This is a genomic window from Acinetobacter larvae (assembly GCF_001704115.1).
Taxonomy (GTDB): Bacteria; Pseudomonadota; Gammaproteobacteria; order Pseudomonadales; family Moraxellaceae; genus Acinetobacter; species Acinetobacter larvae.
The window spans coordinates 795,589-815,710 of the sequence record NZ_CP016895.1; the positions used below are offsets into that span (position 1 = coordinate 795,589).

15 protein-coding genes are annotated in these 20,122 nt (G+C 40.8%); 11 read left to right on the forward strand and 4 right to left on the reverse strand.

The genetic code is table 11. The features are described from left to right. Positions 1–226: 226 nt before the first annotated feature. Positions 227–949, reverse strand: coding sequence for a DsbC family protein (locus BFG52_RS03525; RefSeq protein WP_067552708.1), 723 nt, complete (start codon positions 947–949; stop codon positions 227–229). A 254-nt stretch (positions 950–1,203) separates the two neighbouring features. Further along, on the reverse strand, positions 1,204–1,929 hold the full coding sequence (gene ygfZ, locus BFG52_RS03530; protein WP_067559077.1) for a CAF17-like 4Fe-4S cluster assembly/insertion protein YgfZ: 726 nt from the start codon (positions 1,927–1,929) through the stop codon (positions 1,204–1,206). Positions 1,930–2,188: 259 nt separating this feature from the next. Here ygfZ and acnD point away from each other — a divergent pair, with 259 nt between their 5' ends. Further along, a complete protein-coding gene (gene acnD / locus BFG52_RS03535) occupies positions 2,189–4,786 on the forward strand; it encodes a Fe/S-dependent 2-methylisocitrate dehydratase AcnD (RefSeq protein WP_067559093.1) in 2,598 nt (865 codons plus the stop codon). 225 nt (positions 4,787–5,011) lie between these two features. Beyond that, the gene (locus BFG52_RS03540; RefSeq protein ID WP_407639240.1) at positions 5,012–5,695 is read left to right on the forward strand and encodes a hypothetical protein; all 684 of its coding nucleotides are present in this window, start codon (positions 5,012–5,014) and stop codon (positions 5,693–5,695) included. A 251-nt stretch (positions 5,696–5,946) separates the two neighbouring features. Here the strand turns inward: BFG52_RS03540 and BFG52_RS03545 are convergent, their stop codons facing one another. Then, positions 5,947–8,016 (reverse strand): OPT family oligopeptide transporter, encoded by a 2,070-nt coding sequence (locus tag BFG52_RS03545; RefSeq protein WP_067552713.1) that lies wholly within the window; start codon positions 8,014–8,016, stop codon positions 5,947–5,949. Between the two features lie 316 nt (positions 8,017–8,332). Between BFG52_RS03545 and BFG52_RS03550 the strand changes: the two genes are divergently transcribed. From BFG52_RS03550 to pnuC, 9 genes are all read left to right on the forward strand, one after another. Further along, complete coding sequence (locus tag BFG52_RS03550) at positions 8,333–8,809, forward strand: hypothetical protein (protein ID WP_067552716.1); 477 nt, start codon at positions 8,333–8,335, stop codon at positions 8,807–8,809. Between the two features lie 144 nt (positions 8,810–8,953). Beyond that, a complete protein-coding gene (locus BFG52_RS03555; protein ID WP_067552719.1) occupies positions 8,954–9,619 on the forward strand; it encodes an RluA family pseudouridine synthase in 666 nt (221 codons plus the stop codon). Positions 9,620–9,824: 205 nt separating this feature from the next. Next, a complete protein-coding gene (locus BFG52_RS03560) occupies positions 9,825–10,226 on the forward strand; it encodes a ribonuclease E inhibitor RraB (protein WP_067552722.1) in 402 nt (133 codons plus the stop codon). Positions 10,227–10,373: 147 nt separating this feature from the next. Continuing rightward, complete coding sequence (locus BFG52_RS03565) at positions 10,374–10,916, forward strand: GNAT family N-acetyltransferase (RefSeq protein WP_067552725.1); 543 nt, start codon at positions 10,374–10,376, stop codon at positions 10,914–10,916. Then, a complete protein-coding gene (locus BFG52_RS03570; RefSeq protein ID WP_067552728.1) occupies positions 10,904–11,365 on the forward strand; it encodes a GNAT family N-acetyltransferase in 462 nt (153 codons plus the stop codon). Before BFG52_RS03565 ends, BFG52_RS03570 begins: the two co-directional genes overlap by 13 nt. A gap of 103 nt (positions 11,366–11,468) precedes the next feature. After that, the gene (locus BFG52_RS03575; protein WP_067552731.1) at positions 11,469–11,810 is read left to right on the forward strand and encodes a zinc ribbon domain-containing protein YjdM; all 342 of its coding nucleotides are present in this window, start codon (positions 11,469–11,471) and stop codon (positions 11,808–11,810) included. Between the two features lie 517 nt (positions 11,811–12,327). Next, complete coding sequence (locus BFG52_RS03580; protein ID WP_081408608.1) at positions 12,328–12,789, forward strand: YybH family protein; 462 nt, start codon at positions 12,328–12,330, stop codon at positions 12,787–12,789. Positions 12,790–13,750: 961 nt separating this feature from the next. Next, positions 13,751–14,950, forward strand: a complete 1,200-nt coding sequence (gene sbmA, locus BFG52_RS03585; protein ID WP_067552737.1) for a peptide antibiotic transporter SbmA — start codon at positions 13,751–13,753, stop codon at positions 14,948–14,950. A 217-nt stretch (positions 14,951–15,167) separates the two neighbouring features. Beyond that, a complete protein-coding gene (pnuC, locus tag BFG52_RS03590; protein ID WP_067552740.1) occupies positions 15,168–15,734 on the forward strand; it encodes a nicotinamide riboside transporter PnuC in 567 nt (188 codons plus the stop codon). Between the two features lie 163 nt (positions 15,735–15,897). On the opposite strand, the gene metH is transcribed toward pnuC, so the two are convergent. Beyond that, positions 15,898–19,593 (reverse strand): methionine synthase, encoded by a 3,696-nt coding sequence (gene metH / locus BFG52_RS03595; RefSeq protein WP_067552743.1) that lies wholly within the window; start codon positions 19,591–19,593, stop codon positions 15,898–15,900. Positions 19,594–20,122: the final 529 nt, after the last annotated feature.

Sequence of the window (20,122 nt, forward strand, 5' to 3'; positions counted from 1 at the left end):
TATCAGTTAACTCATCAGGTCGCTCACTAATCAGTAACTTATCAGGTCGCTAAATAGCCACTTCGATGCTTCTAGCGCGCTATTTAAATCGCCACAGGTTAAATCCCCACAGGCTGTCGTCTGATCTGCGCCATCAACCAAGCCCAATTATCATAATAGATGATATGTCGATCTTTATGGTCTTGCACATGCAGTACGGCAGCTTTGAGGGGCTCATTGGATATTCTTATGACTTGGGTTTTGCCGCGACTTGCTTCAGTAATTGCTGAATGTCTTCGGCACTGCGTACACCACCAAAACGACTGCCATCTGCTAAGAAAAATGTTGGCGTGCCACTAATCTTATGCTGTTGAGCGAAATCAATATTTTGTTGGATCGGGTGTTTACAATCTGTTTTTGCTGTTGGTGCTTGTTGTTTGAGCATATAGTTGCTCCACGCCTGATAAGGTTTTTTATCACACCAAATTTGCGCGGAGATATTGAAGGCATTGGGATGTAGTTGGGTAATCGGCATCATGAAGGTGTAGATGGTGGTGTTATCAACTTTTTCTAATTCACTTTCTAGCTTTTTACAATATGGGCAGTCCGGGTCGGTAAAGACATATAAGATATGTTGACCATTGCCTTTGACCTGCTTAATAGCTTGTTTTATTGGAAATTGTTTGGGATCAATCCGATTTAAATAAGCCTGTCTCTCATCGGTAATATTGTGCTGTGCAGCGAGATCAATGAGATTACCGACTAAAAAATACTTCGCTTTGTCATCTGTATAGACAATACGATCACCGGTATAGACCTCATAAATACCATCAAATGCAGTCGGGGTGACAGATTCAACTGGGATTTCAGGAAAATTATTTTTTAAATTATTTTGTAGGGTGTTGATATCTGCATGTGCTGTAGTGCTTGCCCATAGTGCCGCACAGATTAGCCCTGACCATATTTTCATCTGTAGTCTCTATTTAAAATAAATGCTTAGAGAGTGCCAAATTTACAAAAAAAGTAAAGTATTTCTCTACAGGATGAAACAATTCTACACGATGTTGATAAAGCTGCAGCCCCAAGCTGACGCCAACCCAAACATGTTCCCCATAAGATATTTATGGACCTAAGCACCGTAGACGTATTTGCGATAAGGTCTACGGCGCGGTAGGGTGTAGGGGATTTCAGCTGAGATTGCTGATTTTCTGGCAGGTCTTAGTCTTAATGTTGTGGTCTGGCGACATCCCCATTGAGGGCTTCGGGTAGATCAATCACCGTAACATTGAGCTCGCGAAGTGACTCTGGTTTAGCCACCACCAAGGCTCGATATCCATCACCAATCGCTATGCTATTGACCACTTGCACGGTCTTTAAAAGTTGCTCACCAAACTGTGGTGCAGCACCTTGTCCCTCAATCAAATGTAACCACTGTTTCGGTTTTGCCTTAAACCACAAACGGGCAATAATTTCTTGCCCCAAATAACAACCCTTATCGAAATGTACGCCATCACGTTGATGTAAACGTAATTCTTGGGGTTGAAATAATTCACTATTGATTTGATTAATCCAAGCTTGTCCTGAATCGATGGCTTGCAGTTGCCATGCAGTGATATCCGTAGCCTGTTCTTGGAACTCGGTTTGAATGCCTTGGCAAACAGGATAGCGTGTGCCCAAAGCTTCCAAGCGCATTTTTGAAAATGCGCCATATTTTTTTAGGTGCGCGCTGAGGGTCTCGGCTTGATCTTGGGTACAGACCAGCTCGAAGTGTTGATCGGCTATTTTTTTTATCCATAGACCCAATTGGATACGACCTTTGAGATTACAGATCGCGCTATAACGCGTCGAATGTTCAGCAAGTTTTGCGACATTAAGGGTGACTTGCCCTTGTAGGAATTTTTCTGCATCGACACCGATTAAGCTAAAGGCAGAGAAGGCTAGGCTAGACATAGAGACTCGCTGTTTTTCCATCAGGTTAGATCATAATGCTATTCATTTTCCACTATTTTCTCTAAAAAAGTAGATATTGCACGGATAAATTAACAATTGTGTAACTAATTATTGCTAAAACTGGGGTTTTGTGGGTTAAGTATTTGAAATATATAAGATTTGGGAAATGGGTTTTCCACAGCGTACAATGCCAACTAATTCATGCTAAGTCACTTGGCAATGAAAGGGATGAAAAAAACACGAAAGGGGCAAGTTCATGATGAATAACAAGTACCGCAAAGCACTGCATGATACCCAGTTGCAATATTTCGATGTCTGCCAAGCCGTTGAAGATATACAGCCAGGCGCTTATGCAAAATTACCCTATACCGCCAAAGTACTTGCTGAGCAATTGGTGCGTCGTTGCGATCCGACCTTATTGCAACAGTCCTTAAGACAAATTATCGAAGTCAAACAGGAATATGATTTTCCTTGGTATCCGGCACGGGTGGTCTGTCACGATATCTTAGGTCAAACTGCTTTGGTCGATTTGGCAGGGCTACGCGATGCCATTGCAGCACAAGGCGGTGATCCAGCCAAAGTCAATCCAGTTGTGCCGACCCAGTTGATTGTCGATCATTCATTAGCAGTCGAATATGGCGGCTCTGATCCAGAGGCTTTCCAAAAAAACCGTGCCATTGAAGATCGTCGCAATGAAGACCGTTTCCATTTTATTGAATGGACCAAGACGGCTTTTGAAAATGTAGATGTGATTCCAGCGGGTAATGGAATTATGCATCAGATTAATCTGGAAAAAATGTCGCCAGTAGTACAAGTACGTGATGGCATAGCCTTTCCAGATACCTGTGTGGGAACGGACTCGCATACGCCACATACCGATGCTTTAGGGGTTATTTCCATCGGCGTTGGCGGCTTAGAAGCCGAAAACGTCATGCTCGGTCGTGCATCTTGGATGCGTTTACCCGATATCATTGGGGTAGAGCTGGTTGGGCAGCGCCAAGCTGGCATTACCGCGACCGATATCGTATTAGAACTGACTGCTTTTTTACGTAAAGAACGTGTTGTTGGTGCTTATCTAGAATTCTTTGGTGAAGGTGTAGATAGCATGTCGGTGGGAGATCGTGCCACGATTTCCAATATGACACCAGAATATGGTGCCACTGCCGCCATGTTTTATATCGATCAAAACACCATTGATTATTTAAATCTGACCGGTCGTGAGGCCAAACAGGTTGCTTTGGTGGAACAATACGCCAAAAGTGTTGGTTTATGGGCGGATGCAATGCGTCAGGCACAGTACCCGCGGGTATTACGTTTTGATTTATCCAAGGTTGGTCGAAATATTGCAGGTCCTTCCAATCCCCATGCTCGGGTGGCGACCTCTGAACTCAAAGCCAAGGGCATTGCCGGAGTGGTTGAACAACCTGAGGATGGACGCATGCCTGATGGCGCGATTATTATTGCAGCCATTACCTCATGTACCAATACATCCAATCCACGCAATACCGTCGCTGCAGGCTTGTTGGCACGAAAAGCCAATCAGTTGGGCTTGCGACCGAAACCATGGGTAAAAACTTCTTTTGCACCAGGTTCTAAAGCCGCAGCGTTGTATTTAAAAGAAGCGGGTGTCTTGACCGACTTAGAACAGCTTGGCTTTGGTATCGTGGCTTATGCTTGTACTACCTGTAATGGCATGTCTGGTGCATTAGACCCTAAAATTCAGCAAGAAATTATTGACCGTGATGTGTATGCGACCGCGGTATTGTCAGGCAACCGTAATTTTGATGGGCGTATACACCCTTATGCCAAACAAGCTTTTCTGGCTTCACCACCGCTAGTGGTTGCCTATGCGCTAGCAGGTACTATTCGCGTCGACATTGAACATGATCCTTTGGCGACAGATACAAATGGACAACCTGTATATCTAAAAGATATTTGGCCGTCCGATGCAGAAATAGATGCTTTGGTCAAAATAGCAGTCAAACCAGAGCAATTTAGACAAGTTTATATTCCAATGTTTGATTTGGGTGAGGTGGCAAAGTCTGAGAGCCCACTGTATGACTGGCGTCCGCAAAGTACTTATATTCGCCGTCCACCTTATTGGGAAGGGGCTTTGGCAGCACCGCGCAGTATGACCGATATGCATGCCTTAGCGATTTTACCCGATAATATCACGACCGATCATTTGTCTCCTTCGAATGCGATTTTGCTGGATTCTGCTGCAGGTGAATATCTGCATAAAATGGGCGTACCGGAAGAAGACTTCAACTCCTATGCGACTCATCGCGGTGATCATTTGACGGCTCAACGTGCAACCTTTGCCAACCCAAAACTATTTAATGAAATGGTCCGCAATGCTGATGGCACGGTGCGTCAAGGCTCTTGGGCGCGTGTCGAGCCTGAAGGGCAGGTGATGCGAATGTGGGAAGCGATTGAAACTTATATGAATCGTAAGCAGCCTTTGATTATTGTGGCAGGGGCAGATTATGGTCAGGGCTCTAGTCGTGACTGGGCGGCCAAGGGTGTACGCCTAGCCGGCGTGGAAGTGATTGTGGCTGAAGGCTTTGAGCGTATTCACCGGACCAATTTGGTTGGTATGGGGGTACTTCCTTTAGAGTTTAAGGCTGGCACCAACCGTAAGACATTGGCTCTTGATGGTACAGAGCTTTATAGTGTGGTTGGGCATCTTGCACCACGGACCACTTTAACGTTACAGATTGAACGACAAGATGGCAGTTTGCTTGAAGTCCCTGTAACCTGTCGTTTAGATACCGAAGAAGAAGTACATGTATATGGTGCGGGTGGTGTGTTACAGCGTTTTGCACAAGACTTTTTGGAAAGTAGTGCCATGGCTTAAAGCATTGCAATGAATGAATGCTTTTCATATTGACCTTAAAGATCAGTGATAGACCAGACCTATCGTGAGAGATATGACCTATGGCTAGGTGAGCTAGCAATAAACACGGTCTATCACTGATTGTTTATTCTTTGTTTAATTTATACTTTGCTTAAATTTATACTTCGCTTAAAAAGCTTCCATCAACAGAGTGGTTTTATCATGTTCAAAGTTGCGCTACGTCATATGCTCTTGAGTGTATTGCTGTGCAGTACCGTGTGGCTTTACGGCCATGCCGAAGAGATTGATGCCAAAAAACCACAATGGCAAATACTGCAACAGGAATTTAAAAGCTATATCCCGCAACATTACACCTTGTTTGCTGCGGTATCGGGCGATTTAAATGGTGATGGGGTTGACGATATGGTTTTGATCGTCAAAGGAACTGATCCCAAGCAATGGGTGGATGATCAGTATCGTGGGCGACTTGATCGCAATCGCCGCGGTCTAATTGTTCTATTAAATCAAAATGGTCAATATAGACCAGTGCTGAAGAACCTGGATTGCTTCTCTTCTGAAAATGAAGAGGGTGGGGTATATTTTCCGCCAGAGTTGTTGGTCGAAATTGATAAAGGCTTACTCAATATCCGTTATCTGCATGGTCGTTATGGTCATTGGGGATATAGCTTTCGTTTAAAGGGACAAGATCTAGCTTTGATCGGTTTTGAGGGCTCTAACAATTTTGGACCCTATATTCGGCGTCAAACCAGTATTAACTTTATAACGCAACGCGAATTAACCCGAACAAATTTAAATGCAGCACAAGATGAGGTTGAGCCTCCTCGTTTTGCAGAAAAGTGGTCGAAGGTCAATTATCCAAGTTATTACCTTTCTAAAATCAAAGATTTTGATGATTTCAGTTTTGATTAAAAGGATGGCGGGTGGTCAGGTCTTTTGTCATGATGTTCATATTAAACAGCGACACATGCTCAATGGCATAGGTCGCTGCGATTTGTAAGTGGGCTTGCATTGGCTTTACATCTATTCAAGCCCAGCTGCAATATACCGGGTGGATCCAACACGCAGTTTTTAGCACACATTGTGTTTGAGCGCTGATCTGTAGACCCTAAATTCAGGACTTAAGTTTTAGGGTCTAAGTTTTAGAGCTTAAGTTTTAGGGTTTAAGCAGACAAACAGCGTTTGCAGAATAACCACATGGCGAAAATAAATACCATAAAGCCGAGTATATTTGCCATAAGCTCCCAGTTGGGCAATGCAATCGCAAGTGGCGCATCTGAGCCGCCCAGACTGGTTGATGTCACAATGATCATTGCCAAAACAACCCCCATCAGGCTTTCACCAACAATCAGTCCTGCCGCAAATAACGTACCGCGATTTTCAACCTGTAGCAGTCGTGCTTCGCCATTGTTTTGACGACGTACATGACGTTTGATGAGCCAAAATAATAATGCGCCAAAAAATAATGGAATATTGACACTCGGGGGAAGATAGATGCCCAAACCTACAGCCAAGACGGGCAAGGCTAAATGACCATGACTGATACGTTTGAGAATGAAATCGATCAAAATCAGCACAGCACCTAAAACTATGCCAATGAAAATATAATCCCAGAGTAACTGCTGCGAAAATATGCCTTGTGCAATGGTACTCATGAGTAAGGCTTGTGGTGCTGCGAGGGTTTGGCTGAGATCCATATTGGCGCGTGGTAAAGCACCACTAAAACCATAAGCATAGTAGAGTAATTCTAATACTGGTGCGATGATCAATGCACCGACGACACAGCCAATCATCAAGGAAATTTGTTGCTTGGCTGGTGTTGCATGTAATAAATAGCCGGTTTTTAAATCTTGTAAATTGTCATTGGCAATCGCGGCAATGGCAACCACCGCCGACGTGGCAAAAATAGCCAATGCAGTAAGAAAGTGATTTAGGTTTTGTCCTTGTTGTTCACTAACACTATGGCTGAGCATGAGCAATAAAACTGAAAAAAGTAATATTGCCAATATACCGATGCCTGAAATCGGACTAGAAGAAGAGCCCACCAAGCCCGCCATATAACCACAGGCTGCCGCAACCAAGAAACCAATCAACATGGTTAATACTGTAACCAATGCCACCAAAGCCCATGCCCAAGTCAGTGCCAAGCCTGAACTTGCGACAAAATAATAAAAAGTCACATAGAGCAGTACCGCGACTAGACTGATCATGAGCAGCATATATTTGGGGGGTAAATCACGTGAAGCACGAGGAACGCTGTGTTGGTCGGTTTTACTCTGGTAGGCTTGGATGGATAATTTTACCCCTTGCAACATGGGTTTAAAAAGCACCAATAAAGTCCAGATTGCCGCAATGCCAATGGTTCCAACCCCAATCATACGAACTTTTTCTTTCCAGATTTGATTGGCATAGGTGGCAATGTCTAATTGCTCTGGCATAGGGGCTATGGCGCTAAAAAATGGCACCGCCACTCCCCACGTGATGGCAATACCAACCAAAATCGCAATACCTGAGCCAATGCCAATTAAGGAACCTGCACCCAAGAGGGCCAGTGAATAGCCCAGAGGAATTTGAAATATCGCTGCACTTGCTTTTAACCAGAGACTACTGCTGTCGGTGAGTAGACGTAGACCGCCTGTCATAAAGCTGATGAGGGCTGCAAAAAGCCCACCATAAACAATTTCTTTGGCATTACTACTTTGATGTGTTGTTGCTGCGCTGCTTGATTCAGCTTCCTGAATAATCTCTCCTTGCGCATTGGCAATGCGTCCTTTGCTTGCGGTCTTTAAAATTTCAGCAGCTGCGATACCTTCTGGATAAGGCAGTGGGCTATTGACCACCATGACATGACGCAGAGGAATGGTGAATATAACGCCTAAAATACCACCTGCCATACAGATCAAGGCTGTTTGCCAAAACGGGAAATCTTGCCAATAACCAATCATCAACAGTCCTGGTAATACAAAGATGACGGAAGATAATGTCCCCGCAGCAGAAGCTTGGGTTTGTACTTGATTATTTTCTAAGATGTTTGAATCTTTCGCCCATTTTAGAATAGCCATTGACAGTACTGCCGCAGGAATAGACGATGCAAAGGTTAAACCAACTTTTAGACCGAGATAGATATTTGACGCTGTGAAAACGATGGTGATGAGTATTCCTAACACGATACCACGCAGTGTGAGTTCGCGATAACCGTCAAAAGGATCACTATAGATCGGTTTATTTTTCATTTAAAATCCCTATCGATAAAACTACGCCAATCATTGTAATTTTCGGCGTTTTAATTGTTACGCTCAGTCGAGCAATCTGCTGATGTGCTCAAACTGATGAACCGCGTATTTAGTGCTTAAGTATAGTATTAGCCTGATATGGATTGACAGTCATTTCGTTGCTTGCCATGTCGTAGCGCACAAACTTAGTGGAAACAATGACGATACCCGCATGCCACTCCATAAGGTTTTTTACAGTTAAAAACCGCGGCAAGCGAATAAGCTAAAGAATGAAGCATTATGATGTTTTAGACTTAGAAAAAATCGGAGAATAAATATGAAAAATAGCGATATCAGTCTAAGCGATCTGCTGATCGCAATCGTGCTTAGTGCGATATCATTGAGCTTAGTCATTAAGTTTGTTGGGTGGAATTATGAATTTTTGTCCAAATGGGGCTTGGTGCATCAAGTTTTAGCGATCAGTGATAATCCTTGGTATATACGTTCGATGCTATTTGACTTTTTAATTGATGCTTTATCTTTATTATGGCTAATTTATTTAACGTTATTGTACTCAAATCGGGATGTGCGTTTTTTGCGCTATGCAATATATAGTTTTATTGCTTTACTGCTTAGCGATACACTGAAAATCTTCATTTCTTATCAAAGCTTAGGACAAGCAAAGTTACAAGATGCTTTGTATTTTCATGATGAAATTATTTACCATCTGCTGATGACGCTATTGTTGACCCCTTATTTATTATTCTCAAAAGGGCTAAAACGAATTTTTGTAGCGCATACGAAAATATTTTAATGTTGATCATTTTTACTTTGCTTATACGCTGAAATTGAACAGGACTGTGCTGAATAGAGCGCAGTTAAAAATTCAATTGACAGTCATTTTGCTGCTTGCTATGTTGCGCCGCACAAATTTAGCAGAAACAATGACGATACCCTCATGGCACTGAACGATCATTTTATTTATAGCCCGCCACAACAGCCATTAAGTAAAATATACGAGGATGAAGACATCATTATTATAGATAAACCTGCCGGTTTATTATCTGTGATGGGGCGTTTGCCTGAGCATCAGGACAGTGCTTATTTACGGATATTGGCAGAATATCCAGCAGCCAAAGTGACGCATCGTTTAGATATGGCGACCTCTGGATTATTGATGTTTGCCAAGCATCGTACAGCCGAGGTTGCGATCAGTAAACTTTTTCAAGCGCGTCAAATCGAAAAACAATATATAGCATGGGTACAAGGTCAAATTGCAGCACAGGGTCAAGTCGATGTTCCCTTGCTGACGGATTGGGATAATCGCCCTAAACAACGGGTAGATTTTGCGCTTGGCAAACACGCGTTAACGCTATTTCGTTTACAACATTATGATGCGGTCGCAGATATCAGTCGTGTACAACTCACGCCCATGACAGGACGCTCGCATCAATTACGTGTGCATATGCAATATATCGGTCATCCGATTATGGGAGATAAGTTGTATCATCCCAATGCCAAGGCAGGTCATTTCACACGAATGGCTTTACATGCTTATCAACTGACTTTTTCTCATCCTATAACAGGGCAAGCCTTGCAGGTTGAAGCGCAGACGCCATTTTAGAGTGTAGTTATTTAAAATGCGCCGTGTGGTATTTTAAGCTTGCCATTTTTAGAATACCTGTGCATTGCTGGCAAAAGGAAACGCCTGTCGCTGAGTAGGAAAATTGGCATGCTGCTATGGAGATTGGATGTTTGTATAAACTCATCGTGAAAGTGTCATAAAAACATGTTAGTTTGATGAGATAAATTGCCTTTGGAGCACCAAGATGAATAATAATGTTGAACAAAACCTTGAACGAAATGACTTACAGTTTCCAGCGGATGAAAATGGTGAATTACTTTGGCAAATGTATTTAGATGGCAATGATTTATCTGAAGTACATCAAATAGAGTTCTCTCTTTTATTTACCGATCAGAAAAAATTAGAACAGTGCGCGTTATTTTTATTACATGAAGAACAAAAACTCGCATTTTTTGAAGATGATGTTCAACCTGAATTATGGGTTTTGACGGTATTTGTCGATATGGTTCCTGACCATGAAGATATTACTGCATTAGAACAGTGGTTCATCGGTATTGCAGCACAACATGGTGCTGAATATGATGGCTGGGGATGTGTTGGTTATATTTATGAGTTTGACCAAGATGAGGATGAATATAGTAACTAATCAATATCAAACCAATCAATCCAAAACCAATTAACCCAGAAGCAATAAACCCAGATCTTATAAATCAGGGTGATAACGCTTATCACTGTGGGGGCAACGACGTATAATAGGCCGTATCGTAATACACTAGCTTGAGTGGGATACTGGATGTCGAGCCCCCAATATATTTTAAGTCATTTAACTGCAACTGATATTCCCTTAATTTGGCAACATATTAATCGCCGTGAAGTGATTGAACGAATGTATCGTCAAACGCATGGCGAACTACATGCTTATTCTTGTTTTTATGATGTTTTAGGCTGGGATGAGCAACACCTCGCTGAAGATCCTCCAACCATTCGCAAAGCCTATCAAGATGGTGCTATCTGTTTAGGTCTATGGGATGCTGAGCGCTTGATTGCAGTCAGTGTTATCGGTGCGCATCCCGTTACTTTATACCCTCAAGCACGTTTATTAAGTTATTTCTATGTCGATGCAGATTATCGAGGGCAGGGTATTGGTGCTGATTTAATGCAAGCAACCTTAGCCAGTCTAAAAGATTTAAACGCTACAGCACTGTATATTTCTGCAATACCTACCTGTAATACAGTTGATTTCTATATGCGCCAAGGGGCTAAAGTATTATATCAGCCCGACCCAACGTTATTTGCCGCTGAACCAGAGGATATTCATTTATTATGTACAGCATAAAGCATTTAGAGGATTGGACCGAGAAATTACAATGTCGTGCTTTATTGTTGGAGGCAGATCCTGATTGGCATACCGTGAGCCAGTATTTGGCACAGAGTCGTGTCTTGGGCATGTATGTGCAACAACAACTGATTGCTCAGTTAACCTTGTGTAGTCTAAACCAAACAGAAGCTGAAATAAAAAATATTGCGGTATTGGAACATTATCGTGGCAAGGGTTTAGCAAAACAATTAATTGCTGAAGCCATTGATTATTGTCAGTCACAACAGTTCGATAAACTCTGGATTAAAACTGGCAACTCAAGTCTGGCACAAATGGCACTCTATCAAAAAATGGGTTTTCGGATGCAGTATATCGAAAAGAATGTTTTTTTAAATTATCCAGAAGAAATCTGGGAAAACGGTATACGTTGTTTAGATCAAGTGGTATTGGCTCGCATGCTAAAATAGCCCGTCGATTGACGCTCTGAAACCACGATTTAATCCTAAAGACATTAATGAATTGAAAATATCCTAGCATTTGTCATAATGGGCGCTTTTTAGGGAGACGATTATGTCCTTGCCTAACTGTCCGCAATGTCAATCTGAATACACTTATGAAGATGGGAGTTTATTCATCTGCCCAGAGTGTGCGCATGAATGGCATGCTGGTGAAGAACTTGTGGAAGAACAACAACAGATTAAAGATGCGCATGGTGTCGTTTTAACTGATGGTGATAGTGTCACTGTGATTAAAGACCTTAAGATTAAAGGTTCTTCATCTGTTGTTAAAGTGGGTACCAAAGTTAAAAACATTCGTTTATTAGCAGATGCTACTGATGGGCATGACATTGATTGTAAAATTGATGGCATTGGTTCAATTAAACTGAAATCTGAATTTGTTAAGAAAGCTTAATAAATAACCAGTATATTTAATTATATATTGTAGATAGTTTAACTATAGAAACCTAATATGTGCGATAAACACGGTTTGTGTTGTCATAACAATTAGGTTTCTTTCTTTTCCAAATAAGAAAATATAATAAAGAATAGTTTTTAGCGATATCTATGCAATATAAACCTAGTAATTTAATCGGTTTTTATACGTGGAAGATTAAAGTTGAAAATATTAATTTTCACTTGGGATAATATTAGTTTTTTTAGCAAACCATAAAAATTAAATCAATGTATTTAAAACGATTTTTGTTAATTTTTATTATTTTATGTGGTTTGTATTGTATTTTGTTTAAATAAAAAAACAGTTTATATGTTGATTAAAATGGCTTGGTGCTAGAATATATTGCCTTAAAAGATTCAGAAAGCTTTGATTTTGCATTTCATTTTTTTATGCAAAGGCTGGAAGTATTGTGGTTTTTGTATAATTTTAAATCTTAATTTAAAGAGTTAGGGCTTAATGGTGAAGGTTATTAATTATGATTGATATTAAAGGTAATCAGCATATTGCTGCGGATGTTATTCGGCAAATTGAGTACTTAGATCATGCAGTTGTGAATAAACAAGTTGATTCACTGATGCAACAGTACGATGAACAAGTTTGTTTATTTGATTTAGCATCGCATATTGATGGTGTTGAAGATTACCGTGAGGAATGGGAAAAGTTCTGCTTTTGTTTTAGAGATAAAGTCAGAATTGTACGACGTGATATGAAGCTCTATGTTTCAGATGATATTGCCGTATTACATTGTTATTCAAAAATAGAGAATATAGATGATCACAGTGCCATGATGCCATGGTGTCGTACGACCATGTGTTTACAACTGCAAAAGGCGCATTGGCGTGTTATTCATCAACATATCTCACTGCCAATGCAATTGAATAGTAGTTCAAAAGCAAAGGCAGATGAAAATTTACAAAAGCTAGATATGGTTGTCTAATTACATAATTGATTGATTATAATCTATTTTTTATGGGTATTTTATTTTTTGGCGTTGGGTTTAAAGCTTTGGGTGTGAAACTAATTTATTATTTTTAGCGTATATCAATTATTTATATTCTTTTGATAAGAAGAGCAGCAAAATAACGACATGATTTAAGATTTTGTCTGTCTTCTTTATGCCTATACATATTCTAAATATTTAAACGTATTGTGTGCATTGAGATTTTAATGCGATGCAATACGTTTTTACACGCTTAAAATTTATTATAGCTGGGGTTTTGGTTATTTGGTTTATATTGTTTAGTTGCTCAATATAGGGGATTGTTGATGTGGGATATTTGGTTGAGTTCTATTAAACCTAAAGTTAAGTATAATGATATTTAATTGTTCTATATTGTTTGTATTTTTTTATTAAATTCATGTTCTTATTTTTATTTAAAAATCTTTTGATAACATTGGTATGCTCACTTAACAACAAAATGATGTTTTATCACTGCGGCTATGATGGCAATTTTCATTATCGCTCACTGCATTAGCGACAATGAAAAAACAGATCACCAGATGGCCCAGTGATTTAGAGTAGGAGCTATATCGACAAGCTATATGCGACCTAAAATCTTCGTGCGACTTTTAAGCCAATATTCTTTAGCTGTATAAAACATGTGGATAGGGATAAATATCATTACAAACAAGGCTTTTATCTCTGAAAAATGTGGTGTATTTTGAATATAAATTCTATCTTCAAAAATACTTAAGGCAGCTTATAACTCAATATACGCAACTGAGCGATATATGCAACTGAGGGTGGTTGAAGATAAACAGTTCCAGCAAATCTTGCTGATCTGATTACTAACATGATGCGCTACGCACGCTTTAAAACTCTAAATGCAAAGAATCTGAATAGCGAGAATCTAAATGCAAAGAAAGCGTAGCCATAATAGTTTTAGGTTATGTCATCTATGTTCAGAGCTTTTTTCCCAAAGCCTAAATGGTTTTTTTTATCAGCAGTACTGTGGTTTATTTTTAATCTATTTCTTTGGTTTTATGGTGGAAAAGATTGGGGAACAATGATTGGTTTCGCTGAAGGTTATAGCCAAGCAGAATTACCCATTGGTCTAACACGTATTTGGTCACCACAGTTTTTATGGTTTTATATTTGGTATATCGGCGCATTTGCCATTTTTTCTATGTTTTGGCGCTTGGTTGCACGGCATCCATGGCATAACTGGTCTATTTGGGGATCTGCTTTTATTATTTTCAATGTCTGGTTTGGGGTACAGACCAGTGTGAATGTCAATGCTTGGTATAATCCTTTTTATAATCTGATTCAGGATATGATGAGCCAAGGTGGGGGAGATATTAATTTACTCTACCAAGGTACCCTAACCTTTTTATATATTGCGATGGTGCATGTTACGGTTGCGGTCATTAATCTGTTCTTTGTCAGTCATTATATCTTTCGTTGGCGTACCGCCATGAACCAGTACTATACCGCGCATTGGGCTATTTTAAGAACGATAGAAGGCGCATCACAACGGGTACAAGAAGATACCATGCGTTTTGCGACGACCTTAGAAGCATTAGGCGTGAGTTTTATCCGTGCTATTTTAACGTTGATTGCATTTTTACCGATCTTGGTACAGTTATCCAGTCATGTGCCCAGTTTACCTGTAATAGGTGAGTTGCAGTATTCTTTGGTTTGGGCAGCGGTACTTTGGGCATTATTTGGCACCATCGTCTTGGTACTGGTCGGGATTAAGTTGCCTGGTCTTGAGTTTAATAACCAAAAGGTTGAAGCTGCATATCGTAAAGAACTGGTGTACGGGGAAGATCATAGCGATCGTGCACAACCTAAAGAATTAAAAAGTTTATTTAAGAATGTCCGTTTTAACTATTTTAGAATTTATTTCCATTATGCCTATTTTAACCTTGTGAGTATCTGGTATAGCCAATTAGACAATATTTTTGGCATTGTGATGCTATTTCCATCGATTGCAGGTGGTTTATTAACATTGGGGCTGTTTATGCAGATTACCAATATTTTCGGCAAAGTGCGGGAAGCTTTTCAGTATTTGGTCGATTCTTGGAAAACGATTATTGAATTGTTATCGATCTATAAACGTCTTAAAGCATTTGAATCGATATTACATTCACCATAGAGTTATGGAATAGGGCGATCGACAATTGATCAGGAATACCTTCGCTGCTCATTAAAAGTAGTCGGTCGCTCGATTGGGTAATGGACGCTGAATTGGCGATGTTATAGCCGCGTTGTTGCGTGACGGGAAAATATAATGTTTTCTTGCAATAAAGAACTGGTCTTTTGCACAGAACACTGAATAATATGCTCATTATCGCCCATGACCATAGATAAAGATGACTAGCCTAGAAATCATCGCAGTGCCCATTGCAATCTTCGGAGTAATTCTCACCATTAAGCGTCGTATGGCATGTTGGCTGATCAATATGATCGCTTGTTTGCTTTATAGCTATATTTTTTATCAGTCACGGTTATTTGCCGAGACTATTCTGCAGTTCTTTTTTATTGCCATGAACATCTATGGTTTTTATCACTGGCGTCGTGGTCAACAACTGGATCATGAGATTCGTATTGAAGCTGCTGGTATATTGAAAATGCTAGGGCAACTGTGCTGTGCGATCAGTCTGGGGCTGCTATTTGGTTGGTCGCTGCATTATTTTAGCCATGCTGCTTTACCCTATTTAGATGCGATGTTAGCTGCTTTGAGTTTATTGGCAACCTATTGGAGTAGTCGTAAATATATTGCCACTTGGTATATGTGGATTATTTTAAATACTTGTTATGTCGGCATGTTTATTTTTAGTGGTCTATGGCTGACTGCCATGCTCTATGCAATTTTTATTGGGCTGGCTTTTGTCGGGTGGCAGCAATGGCATGAAGCTTGGCGAAAACAGTGTTATTAGTTTTGGATTTATCGTGATTTTAGTTGCTCTGTGGCTAATTGCAGACTACATTTTATTGCTCAAACTATTACCCAAATATACATTAAAGATAGACGCTGATGTGTTTGCTGTGGTCAGCAGTGGAATCTGCTGACGAGCATTGAGCATCCTGCTGTGTTCTGGTTTAATTGACTGAATCATCTAAGTTTGGTGCTAACCAGCGTTTGGCTTGAGTCATGTCCCAGCCTTTACGTGCCGCATAATCTGCCACTTGGTCTTCTGAGATTTTACCGACATTGAAATATTCACTTTGTGGCAAGCTATAGTAGAAACCACTGACACTGGAAGGCGGCCACATTGCAAAGTTACTGGTTAATTGCGTACCGATTTTTTCAGTAGTGCCGAGCCAGTCAAATAATACCGCTTTCTCGGAATGTTCTGGGCATGCCGGATAACCTGGTGCTGGACGGATCCCGACATATTTTTCTTTGATCAGCTCTGCATTGCTGAACTGTTCGTCAGCTTGATAGCCCCAAAATTCTTTCCGAACTCTTTCATGTAAGTGCTCAGCAAAGGCTTCAGCAAAACGGTCAGCTAAAGATTGGACCAAAATAGCACGATAGTCATCACCTTGCGCTTTATAGCGATGTGCCATTTCTTCTGCACCAAAGATCGATACAGTAAAACCGCCAAGATAGTCTTGGGCATTAGATTCTACTGGTGCAATGAAATCAGCCAGTGAGTAGTTGGCTTTACCAGTGACTTTATCGGACTGTTGGCGTAAATGTTGGAAGCTATGACAGATCTGTTGTCGTGTTGCATCATGATAGACACTGACACTATCTGCACCTGTGCGGCTGGCGGGCGAAATGGTAAAAACCGCACGCGCATCAAAGCGTTGCTGATGAATAATATCGTCTAGCATCTGTTGCGCTTGTTGATACAAATCTTGTGCTGCCTCACCAACGATCTCATCTGCTAAGATTTGGGGGAATTTACCGGCGAGACTCCACGAAATAAAAAAGGGTGTCCAGTCAAAATATTCAACCAGACGTGCTAAGGGATATTGCCTGAGCACATGAACGCCAGTAATTTTAGGGATAGGGGGCACGTAGGCATCCCAGTCAAAACTAAAACAATTGTTGATGGCTTCGGCATAGCTGAGTTTGGCGGCTTTGGGTTGTTTTTTGGCAAGGCGCTCACGTACTTTGGCATATTCTGCACGATGATCTGCAACAAATTTTGGTTTCATTTCTGTAGACAATAAGGTGGTTGCCACACCGACTGCTCGAGAGGCATCTGCTACATAGATCACTGCATCATTTTGATATTGAGGGTCAATTTTCACGGCAGTATGTGCTTTGGATGTGGTTGCACCACCAATCAATAAGGGAATGTGCATGCCTTTACGTTGCATTTCTTTGGCAACAAAGACCATCTCATCTAGCGAGGGGGTAATCAGTCCAGAAAGCCCAATAATATCAACTTTTTCATCAATAGCGGTTTGCAAGATTTTTTCAGCAGGAACCATCACCCCTAAGTCGACAATATCATAGCCATTACATCCTAATACTACGCCAACAATATTTTTACCGATATCATGCACATCGCCTTTTACCGTTGCCATGAGTACTTTGCCTTTAGATTGTCCCGCAGTTTTTTCGGCTTCAATATAGGGGTTTAACCAAGCTACGGCTTGTTTCATAACACGTGCCGACTTAACCACTTGTGGAAGGAACATTTTTCCAGCACCAAATAGGTCTCCCACCACATTCATGCCTTCCATGAGTGGTCCTTCAATCACATCTAAGGGGCGTTTTGCCTGTAAGCGTGCTTCTTCAGTATCGACATCGATATATGTTGTGATGCCTTTGACCAAAGCATATTCTAAACGTTTTTCAACCGGCGCATTACGCCATGCAAGATTTTCTGTTGTTTTTTGCGTAGCACTTTGCCCACGATATTGTTCTGCAATATCGAGTAGTTTTTCTGTCGCCTCCTGACCGCTTTCACCTTGTTGCCGATTAAGGATGACATTCTCGACCGCATCTTTAAGATCTTGGGGAATATCATCATAGATGGCTAACTGACCCGCATTGACAATTCCCATGGTCATGCCGTGCTGGATGGCATGATATAAAAACACGGCATGGATTGCTTCACGCACTGGCTCATTGCCACGAAATGAAAATGAAACGTTAGATACCCCACCAGAAATCATGGCATTTGGCAGATTTTGTTTAATCCAGCCAGTTGCTTCAATGAAATCGACTGCGTAGTTATTATGTTCCTCGATTCCCGTTGCTACAGCAAAGACATTTGGATCAAAAATAATATCTTCCGATGGATAGCCAACATCATTGACCAAGATTTCATAAGAACGCTGACAAATTTCACGTTTACGTTGCGCAGTATCGGCTTGTCCTTGTTCATCGAATGCCATCACAATGATTGCTGCACCATATTGGCGACATAAACGGGCTTTATGAACAAATTCGTCATAGCCTTCTTTTAGGGAAATTGAATTCACAATAGCTTTCCCTTGAACGCATTTTAAACCAGCCTCAATAATTTCCCATTTCGAAGAATCTATCATGATTGGAACGCGTGAAATATCAGGTTCAGAGGCGACTAAATTTAAAAAATGTACCATGGCATGCTGTGAATCAAGCATCCCTTCATCCATATTGATATCAATGATTTGTGCACCATTTTCAACTTGTTGACGCGCTACATCTAAAGCTTCAGCAAAGTTTTCTTCACGGATCAGACGCAGAAATTTTTTAGAGCCCGTGACATTGGTTCTTTCACCGACATTAACGAACAGAGAATCTGGGTAAATATTAAAGGCTTCTAAACCACTGAGGCGACAAGCTGTTTGAGTGGGTGGGATTTGGCGTGGTTTGATGGTTTTTAACGCTTGATAAATAGCAGCAATATGTTCTGGCGTGGTCCCACAACATCCTCCCGCCATATTGATCAAGCCACTCTCTGCAAACTCTTTGATGAAAGCTGCGGTTTGTTGTGGTGTTTCATCATATCCGCCAAAGGCATTGGGAAGACCCGCATTGGGGTGTGCAGAGACAAAGACATCTGCGATATCGGCAATGGTTTTGACATGTGGGCGCATGGCATCGGCGCCGAGAGCACAGTTAAAGCCAATCGACAGTAAATCTGCATGGCGTACCGAGTTCCAAAAGGCTTCAGCCGTTTGCCCTGTAAGGGTACGACCCGATGCATCGGTAATGGTGCCTGAAATCATTAAGGGGAGTTCACGACCAATCTGTTGGAAAACTTCTTTTACTGCAAAAATAGCCGCTTTACAGTTGAGTGTATCAAATACAGTTTCAATCAAGATGATGTCTGCGCCACCTTCTATCAGTGCATGACAAGCTTCAATATAATTGTTTTTGAGTTCATCAAAATGAATATTACGAAAAGCAGGGTCATTGACGTTTGGGGAAATGGAACAAGTACGTGACGTAGGTCCTAGTACACCCGCAACAAAACGTGGTTTTTCTGGACTACTGTATTTTTCACATGCTGCTTTGGCTAAGCGAGCCGCTTCACGGTTGATTTCAGCCACCAAATCTTCCATATGGTAATCAGACATCGAAATACGTGTCGCATTGAAACTATTGGTTTCGATTATATCTGCACCCGCGGCTAAATATGCTTCATGAATATCTTGAATAATATCGGGTTGTGTGAGAACCAAAAGGTCATTATTGCCTTTTAAATCATAAGCCCAGTCCGCAAAGCGTGTAGCACGATAATCTGCCTCGTCGAGCTGATGGCGTTGAATCATTGTACCCATTGCACCATCAAGAATTAGAATTTTTTCAGTGAGTAATGTTTTTATGGTGGCTAAAATAGACATGAATCACCTCGAAAAATGGGCAAATATAAATCAGGCTTCATAGTAGCAGAAAGTAGCAGAAAGGGGCTCAAAACCTATGTTCAATTGTCATGCTTTAGACTGCCTCTCATGCTGGCGCTTCAGTTCGAATCATGGCGCACAAGCTGCAGTTTTACCAGCGGTTCATGTGGTGTAATCAACACCACATGAATATCTCACTTGTGTATTGGCTAAATGAAATAAAATATTTGCACCTTGTCACTAAATTTCTGAAAAATATTGATATTTTTAGAATAATTGCTTTAAATTAAATTGTTTAAAATTTCATCAAATTGTCATTTGCTGCGTTTAAAATAAGCGTTTGAGATATATCGTTACATCAACTTAAATAAAATATTTCAGATGAATGGGGAAAAAATCACAGATTAAAATGGTTGAAAATATATTATAAGCTTATGAATTTTAATGTAAATTAAAACCCAACTAAAATACTAGATTTTATCTTCTTTCGCAATAGAGGCAGAAAAAAGGCTTCTCTTGTGACAGCTTT